At 45.5% G+C, this 11,326-nt stretch carries 12 protein-coding genes; 10 read left to right on the top strand and 2 right to left on the bottom strand.

Features of this window, described 5'->3' with window-relative positions:
- Nucleotides 1–302: 302 nt before the first annotated feature.
- From JGK11_RS04465 to JGK11_RS04425, 9 genes are all read left to right on the top strand, one after another.
- Complete coding sequence (locus JGK11_RS04465; RefSeq protein WP_293196504.1) at nt 303–1,034, top strand: metallophosphoesterase family protein; 732 nt, start codon at nt 303–305, stop codon at nt 1,032–1,034.
- Between the two features lie 96 nt (nt 1,035–1,130).
- Nucleotides 1,131–1,700, top strand: a complete 570-nt coding sequence (locus JGK11_RS04460; RefSeq protein ID WP_293183503.1) for a Crp/Fnr family transcriptional regulator — start codon at nt 1,131–1,133, stop codon at nt 1,698–1,700.
- 269 nt (nt 1,701–1,969) lie between these two features.
- Complete coding sequence (locus JGK11_RS04455) at nt 1,970–3,025, top strand: GTP-binding protein (RefSeq protein WP_293196506.1); 1,056 nt, start codon at nt 1,970–1,972, stop codon at nt 3,023–3,025.
- 322 nt (nt 3,026–3,347) lie between these two features.
- A complete protein-coding gene (gene folE, locus JGK11_RS04450) occupies nt 3,348–3,998 on the top strand; it encodes a GTP cyclohydrolase I FolE (RefSeq protein WP_293153275.1) in 651 nt (216 codons plus the stop codon).
- Nucleotides 3,999–4,141: 143 nt separating this feature from the next.
- Complete coding sequence (locus tag JGK11_RS04445; RefSeq protein WP_293196508.1) at nt 4,142–5,371, top strand: FAD/NAD(P)-binding protein; 1,230 nt, start codon at nt 4,142–4,144, stop codon at nt 5,369–5,371.
- A gap of 74 nt (nt 5,372–5,445) precedes the next feature.
- Nucleotides 5,446–6,480, top strand: a complete 1,035-nt coding sequence (hemB, locus tag JGK11_RS04440) for a porphobilinogen synthase (RefSeq protein WP_293210718.1) — start codon at nt 5,446–5,448, stop codon at nt 6,478–6,480.
- A gap of 173 nt (nt 6,481–6,653) precedes the next feature.
- Nucleotides 6,654–6,791 (top strand): hypothetical protein, encoded by a 138-nt coding sequence (locus JGK11_RS04435; protein ID WP_293183511.1) that lies wholly within the window; start codon nt 6,654–6,656, stop codon nt 6,789–6,791.
- Nucleotides 6,792–6,963: 172 nt separating this feature from the next.
- Nucleotides 6,964–7,635 (top strand): response regulator transcription factor, encoded by a 672-nt coding sequence (locus tag JGK11_RS04430; protein ID WP_293210716.1) that lies wholly within the window; start codon nt 6,964–6,966, stop codon nt 7,633–7,635.
- Nucleotides 7,636–7,706: 71 nt separating this feature from the next.
- Nucleotides 7,707–9,629 carry a CHASE2 domain-containing protein gene (locus JGK11_RS04425; RefSeq protein ID WP_293210713.1) on the top strand — a complete coding sequence of 641 codons (1,923 nt, stop codon included), beginning with the start codon at nt 7,707–7,709 and terminating at the stop codon, nt 9,627–9,629.
- Between the two features lie 35 nt (nt 9,630–9,664).
- Here JGK11_RS04425 and JGK11_RS04420 read toward each other — a convergent pair whose 3' ends face one another.
- Both JGK11_RS04420 and JGK11_RS04415 read right to left on the bottom strand, forming a co-directional pair.
- Entirely contained in the window at nt 9,665–10,111 is a 447-nt protein-coding gene (locus JGK11_RS04420) for an HNH endonuclease (protein ID WP_293210710.1), read from the bottom strand.
- Nucleotides 10,098–10,373 carry a hypothetical protein gene (locus JGK11_RS04415; protein ID WP_366034572.1) on the bottom strand — a complete coding sequence of 92 codons (276 nt, stop codon included), beginning with the start codon at nt 10,371–10,373 and terminating at the stop codon, nt 10,098–10,100. The genes JGK11_RS04420 and JGK11_RS04415 overlap by 14 nt, the downstream gene beginning before the upstream one ends.
- A 158-nt stretch (nt 10,374–10,531) precedes the next feature.
- Here JGK11_RS04415 and JGK11_RS04410 point away from each other — a divergent pair, with 158 nt between their 5' ends.
- Nucleotides 10,532–11,287, top strand: a complete 756-nt coding sequence (locus JGK11_RS04410) for a DUF928 domain-containing protein (protein ID WP_293210708.1) — start codon at nt 10,532–10,534, stop codon at nt 11,285–11,287.
- The last annotated feature ends 39 nt before the right edge of the window (nt 11,288–11,326 follow it).

The following is an 11,326-nucleotide window of genomic DNA, read 5'->3' as shown; positions in this document are numbered from 1 at the left end:
GAGGGTTTGGTAGTTTTTCTCATTGTCAAATACCTGGAAAGTAGACCACTCATATTTATCAATGCACTATTTTGTGATTTTGTCAATGCGTAAGTCCTAAATTCAATCATTCCAATGCAACCAGAAACGATATGAATCGGCGGTTGAAACCGCTACTACAAAAACGAAGTCCGCCGACGCGGACTAAGAGTAAAGGAGAGATTCAGAACTTTTTCCTTTATCTTACTTCGCGTCCTTTGCGCCTTCGCGGTTCGTTCAAAACAATCTCCGAAAAAAACCTTTAGTATCAACAACAATAAACAATGAAAAACTGGGCAATATTAACAGGAATCGAAGGGAATTTGATAGCTTACGAAGCTGTACTAGCTGACATAAAACGCCTGAGAATTCGCGTTGACGAATTGTATATTTTAGGCGATTTAGTCGGCCCGAATCCCGATTGCGAAAAATTAGTGCAGCGAGTTCGATCGCCCAAACGAGGAGAAATCGCACCTCAAATCTGTATCGGGTGGTGGGAAGAACAGTGTTTTAACTTATATGGAATAGGTTCTAGCCCTGATGCGACAGAATTGCAACAAAAATACGGTGCTGAGACGATTAAGTTGCTCTGGGATTCTGTCAGCCGAAAAACTGTAGAGTGGTTGCGCTCTTTGAATTTTGGTTTTCATGAATTGGATTGTTTGTTGATTCATGGGAGTACCGTTAGCGCGTCTGATGAGCTTACCCCGGAGACTCCGCCGCCTGTGATGCTCGATCGCGTAATCCGTGCTGATGCTAATAATTTGTTTTGCGGGCGATCGGGCTTAGCATTTGAGTATCAATTACAGCCAACTATTCTCAATAACTGGGTAATGACTTTGGACTCCCAGGAGCCTCCTGGAACCGTGTCTGCAACTGCACGAAGGGCGATCGGAGTTGGGAATGTCGGGCGGATCGCCGATCGAGCAACTTATACCCTGTACGACCCAGATACCGATACAGTCAAGTTCCGAAACGTCTCTTACAGCACCCGCAAAGGGTTTCAACCTTCTTGACTCCGGAATTGGAATTTCCAGCTAGTTGATATAGATTATCAATTAACTTAGACTGTAATAGTATCCAAAGTAGCGATCGCGCTAAACCTAAATCCTATGACTCTTTCAACCTACACTCCAGCCTTGTACTCTAATCTCAGACAGCAGACTTTCACCTGCCGTCAGTTAGTACCCATGCCCTTTAACGGCTTACTGCGAATTGAACGGGGAGCCGTCCGAACCATGACCTGGAGCGAACAGGGAACACCAATAACCCTCGGATATTGGGGAGTTGGAGACGTACTCGGTCACTCGCTGTCAGGCATTGAACCTTATCAAATTGAGTGCAAAACTCATGTAGAAGTGAGTTACATTCCTCAAAATTTGTGCTATCAATCCTTAGATGAAATTTTCAGACACTTTCAGCAAACTCAAGAATTTTTCTGCATTGTGCGTAGCGAATATCTGCGGGATAGATTGGTGCAACTATTAGCTTGGTTGGCAAAAAAATTTGGTCGGGAAGTAGCACAAGGAATCTTAATCGATCTGAGATTGACTCACCAGGAGATTTCTGAGGCGATGGGAATTACGCGGATTACCGTCACGCGCCTGATGTGTCGGCTGGAGCAGGAGGGAATTATCGATCGCACTCGCCCTCAATACATTGTTTTAAATTCCCGTTTGTAACATGGGATTAATCTGGAAAAGAGATGACAGTCAAGTGTTCAAGAGTCATCAGCTAGCTGAGCAATAATTCTAGGGCTTGCGCTTACAGCACATTTTAGATATCATGAGAATGATTATCATACTTAGTCTAGTGCGATCGCCCGTATCGCCTGGATTTCAGCTATCAAGTGCGATCCTCTTCGAGGACTGCGCTAACGACAATTGCCTTGGGAAGCGCAGTGCCTTTCCCAATTAACAGCAGGGCTTCTACAATTAATAGATGAGGGACAATGACTAATCTCACTGTACAAACCCCAGATTTAATTTCCGATTTTCCCAAAAGAGGAATGCCCGTAACTATAATTACCGGATTTCTCGGCAGCGGAAAAACCACTTTACTCAATCAAATACTCAAAAACCGCCAAGATTTAAAAGTAGCAGTTTTAGTTAACGAATTTGGCGATATCAACATCGATTCGCAGCTTTTAATTTCTACCGAAGATGACATGGTAGAATTGAGCAACGGCTGTATTTGTTGTACCATCAACGAAGGCTTAGTCGATGCCGTCTACCGAGTTTTAGAACGGGAAGAACCCATCGACTGCATGGTGATTGAAACCACCGGAGTTGCCGATCCTCTACCGATCATATTGACATTTTTAGGCACTGAATTGCGGGATTTAACCAGTTTAGATTCTGTACTCACCGTAGTCGATAGCGAAACATTCACTCCCGAACATTTTGACAGCGAAGCAGCTTTAAAACAAGTGGCATTTGCAGATATTGTGCTGATGAACAAAACTGATTTAGCTCCTCAAGCAAAAGTAGAAGAGTTAGAAGCTTACATTCGCACAGTTAAGGAAGGAGCGAGAATTCTCCACTCTCAACACGGTGAAGTTCCTTTACCCTTAATTTTGGGTGTAGGTTTAACACAAGCCGATCTTTTTGATAGTGTTGAAGCAGAGGAAAAACACGAGCATCACGAACACCATCACGAACAGGATCATCATCACGAACATCATCACGAACATCACCATCACAGACATCACTCCAATCACTTAGACAATGACGGATTTGTTTCGCTATCATTTGAGAGCGATCGACCTTTTTATCTCCACAAGTTCCAAGAATTTCTCACCGAAGAAATGCCCTTAGATGTATTTCGAGCAAAAGGCATTCTCTGGTTTGAAGACAGTCCGATGAGACACATTTTTCAACTTAGCGGCGCGCGCTATGAATTAAACGCTTACGAATGGTTGACTCCACCCAAAAATCAACTCGTAGTCATCGGCCGCAACTTAGATACTGCTCAAATTCGAGAACAACTTAACAGTTGCTTAGTTTAAGATTTCATCAATCTAAGTATCACGTCCAGGATTCTAGCCGACACATTTTACATTAGGTATCGACAATATTTAGTGTGGAACAGGCAGGATGCCTGTTCAAGACAATTTTTTGGGGAGATATCTATTTAATTTCGCCGTTAGTGGTTGCAATTTTTGCTGTTCACAAATCGTGTAAATACTAACGGCAAATTTTACATTTATATCGATAAAACTCATCCAAAAAAATCTCAATATTTTAATATTACATTTTGTAAATCTTGTTATAATCAGGTAGCAACCAAAAGTCCATACCGACTGTTAAACATTCTCACAAACTGCAAGCATGACTTTATCTACTCGCCCAGAACTGACTTCTCCAAATGGTGTAGTGTCATCAATTCCTACTCAATCTCAACCCCCTGTCTCAGATGAAGAAATGAGACAAGCAGTGCGTACATTGCTGCTAGGATTGGGAGAAGACCCAGACCGTGAAGGGTTACGAGATACACCGAAACGAGTTGTCAAAGCCTTGCAGTTTCTAACTGGAGGTTATCGTCAATCTCTCGACGAACTGCTCAACGGAGCGGTGTTCACAGAGAATGCTAACGAAATGGTATTAGTGCGGGACATTGATATTTTCAGTTCCTGCGAACATCATATTCTGCCAATTATTGGCAAAGCACACGTTGCTTACATTCCCAACGGCAAAGTAATTGGACTGTCAAAAATCGCTCGAATTTGTGAAATGTACGGCCGCAGATTGCAAGTACAAGAACGCTTGACTGCACAAATTGCTGATGCACTTCAAGGATTGCTAAAACCTCAAGGTGTAGCAGTTGTAATTGAAGCAACTCATATGTGTATGGTAATGCGTGGCGTGCAAAAACCAGGTTCTTGGACTGCGACTTCAGCAATGCGTGGCGTGTTTGCTGAAGATTCCAGAACTCGTCAAGAATTTATGAGTTTAATCGCACACAAATCAAGTTTTCACTAGCTAGAATTGTCTGCGAAAACTTCCGTATTTGCAGGCTGAACAAAGAAAAGAGAGTCATATTAGATTACCATATTTCTCTCTTTTCCTTTCCTCCCTCTGCGCCCTCTGCGCCCTCTGCGGTAAAAAATCTTATCTAAACTGAAATGGAAATCACCAGTGTTACGCGATCGCAAATCGATTTAGCGGTAGTCGGGGCGGGGCCTCACGCTTTAACCCTGGTTACTCATTTGCTGCAAAAATGCCAGAAGAAGCGGGACAAATTTTGGGTTTTTGACCCCAGTGGTGGCTGGCTAACTCAGTGGGAGAGGCAGTTTGCGGCTTTGGAAATTCCACACTTGCGATCGCCTGCGGTGCACCATCCCGATCCCAATGCTTTTGAGTTGCGACGGTTTGCCGAATCTCGCCCTAACGAGTTGTTTGCGCCCTACGATTTGCCAGGAAGTCGGCTGTTTAAGGAATTTTGTGGCGATGTGGTTAAGAGATGGGAATTGGGCGATCGCGTCATCAAGGCAAAAATAACTCGGATTGAACCGTTACAACGGAGTTTTCGGCTTTGGTTTGAGGATGGAGAAAGTGCGATTGCGCGTCGTGTGGCGATCGCCACAGGCGGCGGTAAACCCCAACTACCGGAGTGGACAAATCAAATTCAAACGCCCTATCCACCAGACAAACTTTGCCATTCCCATCAAGTTAATTTGCAGGGATTAAAGTTGCAGGGAGAAAGGATTTTAATCGTTGGGGGCGGTTTAACTAGCGGACATTTGGCAGTAGGTGCGATCGGGCGCGGTGCCCAAGTAATATTAATGTCAAGACGAAAGTTACAAGAAAAATTATTTGATGCCGAACCGGGTTGGTTAGGGCCCAAATATCTCAAAGGTTTTGAAAATGAACCAGACTGGGAGAAGCGGTGGGAGATGATTCAACAAGCTCGCAACGGCGGCTCTATGACTCCTGAAATTATGACACAATTGCGTCGAATTTCGCGGGATTCGTGTCTTGAATTTCACCCAGAATGTCAAATTATTGAGGTTAAATGGGATGACAATCAATGGACTGTTTACTGTCAGGATGGAAATCAGCTATTCGTTGATAGAATTTGGTTAGCAACAGGAACAAAATTAGATGTAACAGCCGAACCATTGCTGACAGAAATTTTAGAAGCTTATCCAACTAAAATAGTTAAAGGATTGCCTGTTTTGGACGAGTATTTGCGTTGGCCAGGATGCGAGTTATTTATTATGGGTGGTTTAGCCGCTTTGCAAGTAGGGCCGGTTGGTCGAAATCTTTCCGGTGCAAGGATGGCAAGTTCGCGCATTGTGCCAGCTTTAATTAAGTCTAGGGCTAGGGTTTCATTAGCTCAAATTGCTGGGTAATTCCTAATAAATATAGATTTGGGTGACGGAACTGCGATAATAATGATTATCATTCTCTATAAACTCCAGTTCCTATGTCATCCGCAAATAACGTCGAGTCCGCCCTTCCCACCGAGAATAATCAAAATCCCTCCCCGATCGCCATTCGTCCCCGCCGCCTGCGTCGCACCCCCGGTTTGCGTCGCATGGTACGGGAAAATCATCTGACAGTTGACGATCTCATCTATCCGATGTTTGTGATGGAAGGAGAAGGGCAAAAAGTTGAGATTGCTTCGATGCCTGGTTGTTATCGCTTTTCCCTGGATTTATTGCTAACAGAAATCGCCGAATGTTGGAATTTGGGGATATGTGCGATCGCCCTTTTCCCAGTAATCTCAGAAACCAAAAAAGACGACACCGGAACTGAAAGCTATAATCCAGAAGGATTGGTTCAACAAACAGTCAAAGCCATTAAACAAAACATCCCCGAAATAGTTGTAATTACCGACGTAGCCCTCGATCCTTTCACCACTCACGGACACGACGGTTTAGTTGATGAAAGCGGTAAAATTCTCAACGATCCGACTGTTGAAGTTTTGGTAAAAATGGCAGTTTCTCAAGCCGCCGCTGGTGCAGATATGGTAGCACCTTCCGACATGATGGACGGCAGAATTGGTGCAATTCGCAAAGCCTTAGATGCCGCAGGATACATCGATACAGCAATTTTGGCTTATTCCGCAAAATATGCCTCTGCTTATTATGGCCCGTTTCGGGATGCCCTCGATTCTGCCCCCAAATTTGGAGACAAAAAGACTTATCAAATGGATGCTGCTAATGCTAAAGAAGCGCTGAAAGAAGTTGCTTTGGATATCGCAGAAGGTGCAGATATTGTGATGGTAAAACCTGCTTTGGCTTATCTCGATATTATCTGCCAAGTGCGGGAAGCAACTAATTTACCTGTTGCTGCTTATAATGTCAGTGGCGAATATGCAATGATCAAAGCTGCTGGAAAGTTGGGTTGGATTGATGAAAAACGGATTATTTTGGAGACTTTGACGAGTATCAAACGGGCTGGTGCCGATTTGATTTTGACTTATTTTGCCAAGGAAGTTGCTTTGATGTTGAAATAAGGGAATTGTTTTAAGCGCTTTTAGGAACAGGCTCTCTGGCCTGTTCCACAAGAATTATGGGAGAATTACGATGGAAATATAATCAAATCTCCGATCGAGTTATCTGTACGTAATATCATTGTGGTATGGGAATGATTTAACCACAGAGAGCGCAGAGAGCGCAGAGGAGAGAGATGAATAATTTCGATGAAGTGCAGATTTTGGAACATAATCAACAGAACTGCGCTTTAGTGCAATTCTGGTTGCTGACTTCCACAACCACATTTGGCGGACAGATGCAGGACGGATGCCCGGTAATTACTCTATGGTAAGAAGATGACCGAGACGATTTGGGATTTGGGATACTTCGACCTCACTCAGTACAAATTTTGAATGAGAATTTCAGCAGTTTGAATCCCCTAGTTTCAACGCTTGTCACAAATCTAAAATCTAAAATCTAAAATCTAAAATCCAATGATGATGTTGTGCGGCAACGAATAAACTATGCCCCAGACTTTACCTCGATCGGACAAACGAACTTTTTTAGTCGTGGATGACCATGCGATGGTGTTAGACGGCACGCTTAATATTTTAAGGCAGGAGTATCCACAGGCAGATATTCTGACGGCTCCAACGGCTCAGGAAGCCCTTCAGCAAGTAGCGCAGATCGTCCCGGATCTGGTGATTGTGGATTTGGTGATGCCAGAGGCGATCGGCGAAACTGCTCAAGCCAATTCAGGGCTGCAACTCCTCAAAACGCTGATGGAAAAGTATCCGACTCTGAATATTGTGGTGCAGAGCGCTCATGTTCGCACGTTGGTTTGGCTGAAACCGTCGATCGACAATCACATGGGCGGATTCACGGTTGTTGATAAGAGTCAGCCGATGAAAGACTTGCTGGCAATGGTAGATTGGGCGCTGCACGAGCGGATTTATACACCTAGAGAGATTCGCAATGGGCTGCAACTCAAACCCGCCTGGATGCAGGTGTTACAATTTGCTTTTCAAGAGAGCTTGCAGGATATTGCGATCGCCAAACGCATGAATGTTTCCGAACGCACTGTGCAATACTACTGGACTAAGATTCGAGATGTGCTAGAAGTTTATCCCGAAGATGACAAAAATCTGCGGATTCAAACGGAAGTTCGAGCTCGGGAAGAAGGACTGATTGATTAGACCTCTCCAAAAAAGCCAGTCTCGAACAGGCAAGATGCCTGTTCCACAATAATTATTGTAGAGGTCTATTAGTGAAGCCCGATCGATGGCAAGCAGTGAAAGCAGAACTCGCGACTTGGGGGCGAGGATCGCTTCCAGGGTTGATGGTGATTGTCGCTGTGACGATCGCTCGATTGACCGGTGCGCTTCAGTTTTTGGAGTTGGTGACGTTCGATCGATTTTTGCTGCTGCGTCCTCCTGAGCCAATGGATGAACGGATTATAATCGTCGGCATTACGGAGGAAGATATTAAACGCGCCAAAACTTATCCGATTCCCGATCGCGAAATTGCCGATTTACTCAAACGATTGCAGACTTATGAACCGATCGCGATCGGGCTGGATATTGTCCGCGATATTCCGGTTGAACCGGGCCACGCTGAACTAGCATCGGTGTTTCGTAACAGCAAGAATGCGATCGGAGTGGAGATTGCTTTGCCCGATCGCAATGGCTTTATCGTCGCACCTCCACCCGCACTGCGATCGGAACAAATTGGCTTTGCAGATTTCGTCCTCGATGGGGATGGCTATCAGCGCCGCAGTTTATTGGGCACTTACAACGATCGCCAAGAATACCGTTTTTCCTTCGCAATCCGTCTGGCTGAGCGCTATTTAGCAAACCGAGGAATTAAGGCAGGTAATGGAATTCGCGATCGAGAGGCGATGCGATTTGGCAATATTGAATTGACCAGAATGCGGCCCAATTCTGGCGGATATGTGGGGGCGGATGCAGGCGGTAATCAGATTTTGCTGAATGTTCGCAGCGGTTTGGCACCTTTTCGAGTCATTTCTCTAGCACAAATCAAGGCGGGAAAAGTAGATCCAAACTGGATTCGAGGCAAGATTGTGCTGATTGGGATGATGTCTTTTAGTGCAAAGGATTTGGCAAGTTCAGGTGCGATCGCAGGTATCAATCCCGGACGGATTTACGGAGTGGAAATGCAAGCCCACGAAACCAGCCAGATTATTAGCGCGGTGCTCGATCGCAGACCGTTGATTCAGGTTTGGGGAGATGACTGGGAAACTCTCTGGATTGGGGTCTGGGGACTCTTGGGGATGAGTTTGGGGCGATTTCTGCGATCGCCGTGGAAAATTTTGTTGGGGCTCTTAATCGCCAGTATTAGCTCGATCGCGATTTGTTACGGATTAATTTTGATGGGGTGGTGGATGCCGATCGTACCTGTGTTCCTGATTTTGGTGCTAAATGGGGCTGGCCGGGCGGCGGCACTCTTCTATCGCCACCAGCAGGAATTGCGACTGCGGTTGGAAGAACGTCAATTTGCGATCGAGCAAACTTTTAATGCGATTCATAGCGGGCCTTTACAAACATTGGTAGTGATTTTGAGAACTGCTCAGGAGCAAGATCCACCCCCATCATTTTTAACGGATTTGCAACGCCTGAATCAAGAATTACGGGAAGTTTACGGATCGGTGCAGCGAGATGCGATCGCCGATGAACCGCATTTGCGAATGGGAAGTGCGATCGAATTAGCCCTGCAAGCCCCGTTGCATGAATTGCTATACAAGGTCTATTCCAACACCCTCGAACAAGAACTGCCCTACCTCCAAACGATCAAATTCAAAATAGTGCAGTTCGATCCTTTGAACACCGAACATCTGCGGTTGGAACACAAACGAGGACTCTGCCGCTTTCTCGAAGAAGCGCTTTGCAATGTCGGCAAACACGCGATTGAAACCACTCGGTTGACAGTAATTTGCACTCAAGAAGGCGATCGGCAAGTAATTCGGGTGGTAGATAATGGCAATGGGAAACTGTCTGAAATAGAAGCGACAATTCAAGATTCAAACACTAACATTCAATCTTCAGGATTAGGAACGCAATTGGCAAACAATTTAGCTAAACAATTAGGTGGAACGTTTCGGCGCTATCAAAATGTACCGAAGGGAACCGTGTGCGAGTTAAGTTGGTCAGCCAAACGGCGGTGGTTCTGGTGATTTTCGAGAAGCGATCGTGGGTGCGGTCTTCAAATCTAGGATAGATCGGTTGCTGGAGGATGCAACCCCGTTTGAATCCAAAATCGTCTGGTTGCTCGGATAGAATCATCATCTGGATAGCGTGTATCGTTTAAATCAAGGCGGATGCAGGTTGCTCGACCGATGGGTGTAATCCCTTGAATCACAACTCCGTTGTCTAGCCAAACAAAATGTTCCTCCCACTTCTGCTGACGAGGATTGAAAATAGGGACAATTTCCTGGGTTTCTGGATCGACTCCAGCCACAAAGTTATACCGTCTTTCATTACAACGACGACAGGCAAGTGCAAGATTATCTATTTCGTCAGGCCCACCCAGAGATTTTGGGATAATATGATCAAATGTGAACCGATTTGCGCTCAGACGTTCTGGCGAATGACAGTATTCACACAAATAGCTGGCTCTTTTGCGTATGGCTTGTTTGGCTACATCACTGATTGGCATTTTGGGCAGCAAGCATAGCGTTGATATAGGTAAAAATTCGATCTAACTCTCCGATCGCGTCTAGTTCTGTAACTTCATCTGGAGTGAGTTGATCCGCCTTCTTTTTTTCTAGCAGGCTTTCCATTCGGAGTTGAAGAGATTCAGTGAATTTGAATAGCGTCCAATCTCCCACCTTTTCAATCTGAATTTCATGAATGAGTGAGGACGGCTTACTGAGAGTCGTAATCATGTTTGCTTCTGCCAGAAGGGAGTGGAAAGACATTGAAAATCTGCGCTTTAACGAGATTATAGCTTGATATGAAGGGGCGATCGCGCTTTAACAATGCTTTGCACCTTCCCGCAAGTCTTGTTTGCGGGCAGTCCTCTATTATGTTTGTGTATTGTCGATTACCGTAGAAAATAGTTACAGAGAGGATTCAGATGATGACTCACGGATTGAAGCGTCGAACCATTTACTCTGCGGGAATTGCGAGTTTAATCCTGAGTGTTTCGTTCTGGATTCCGATCGCAGCCCTGGCAAAATACACTCCTCCTCCAAACCCTTCAAAACCCAAAGAAACGGGTACGAATACGACTCGCAGCGGCAGTTGTGAAGGTGATTCAGCGGCGGTATTAACTGCCTTAGTGCCGTTTAGCCATGTAGGAGAGACGATTTCTGGGCATCCGACTTTTACCTGGTTTGTACCCGATCGCACTTCTCGTCCGTTGCAATTGAGGCTGTTTACTCGATCGGGCCAACTACTCTACAGAACCGAGATGGAGAGTCAGCCAGGAATCATGTCCGTTGCTTTGCCGGCAAATCTGCCTCCACTGTCGATCGGGCAATCCTATCAGTGGCAAGTGGTGTTGGTGTGCGATCGGAATGTTCCTTCGCGGAATGTGGTGGCGGCGGCAGAAATCCAAGTGGTGCAGCCTGCTGAATCGTTGCAAACTCAACTTGCAGCCGCGCCAACTCCCCAACAGCGGATCGACTTGTATGCCAAGGCTGGGCTGTGGTATGACGCGATCGCCGAAGCGCGCAAAGCCTCTGAGACTTCTCAAAATCAAGCGGCTGTGCTGGAATTGCTAGATTCTCTGGCTAATTCGGAAGCCCAACCTTTGAAAGATTGGAGCGATCGATTGAAGCAAATAAGAGCGATCGAACAACAACGCCAACTCCCGCAACCCAAACCCTAAAATCCCATGCAGCCTTTCTCGCTAAAACTGTTTAAATTC

The sequence above is a fragment of the Microcoleus sp. PH2017_34_RAT_O_A genome (assembly GCF_020737885.1).
Lineage (GTDB): Bacteria > Cyanobacteriota > Cyanobacteriia > Cyanobacteriales > Microcoleaceae > Microcoleus.
This window is presented reverse-complemented; position numbering and strand designations above follow the sequence as displayed.

Bases quoted from the DNA above. Each gene is read 5' to 3' on its own strand.
- JGK11_RS04465 (WP_293196504.1), top strand. From the start codon at position 303: ATGAAAAACTGGGCAATATTAACAGGAATCGAAGGGAATTTGATAGCT.
- JGK11_RS04445 (WP_293196508.1), top strand. From the start codon at position 4,142: ATGGAAATCACCAGTGTTACGCGATCGCAAATCGATTTAGCGGTAGTC.
- JGK11_RS04455 (WP_293196506.1), top strand. From the start codon at position 1,970: ATGACTAATCTCACTGTACAAACCCCAGATTTAATTTCCGATTTTCCC.
- JGK11_RS04435 (WP_293183511.1), top strand. From the start codon at position 6,654: ATGAATAATTTCGATGAAGTGCAGATTTTGGAACATAATCAACAGAAC.
- JGK11_RS04410 (WP_293210708.1), top strand. From the start codon at position 10,532: ATGATGACTCACGGATTGAAGCGTCGAACCATTTACTCTGCGGGAATT.
- JGK11_RS04460 (WP_293183503.1), top strand. From the start codon at position 1,131: ATGACTCTTTCAACCTACACTCCAGCCTTGTACTCTAATCTCAGACAG.
- folE (WP_293153275.1), top strand. From the start codon at position 3,348: ATGACTTTATCTACTCGCCCAGAACTGACTTCTCCAAATGGTGTAGTG.
- JGK11_RS04415 (WP_366034572.1), bottom strand. From the start codon at position 10,373: ATGTCTTTCCACTCCCTTCTGGCAGAAGCAAACATGATTACGACTCTC.
- JGK11_RS04430 (WP_293210716.1), top strand. From the start codon at position 6,964: ATGCCCCAGACTTTACCTCGATCGGACAAACGAACTTTTTTAGTCGTG.
- hemB (WP_293210718.1), top strand. From the start codon at position 5,446: ATGTCATCCGCAAATAACGTCGAGTCCGCCCTTCCCACCGAGAATAAT.
- JGK11_RS04420 (WP_293210710.1), bottom strand. From the start codon at position 10,111: ATGCCAATCAGTGATGTAGCCAAACAAGCCATACGCAAAAGAGCCAGC.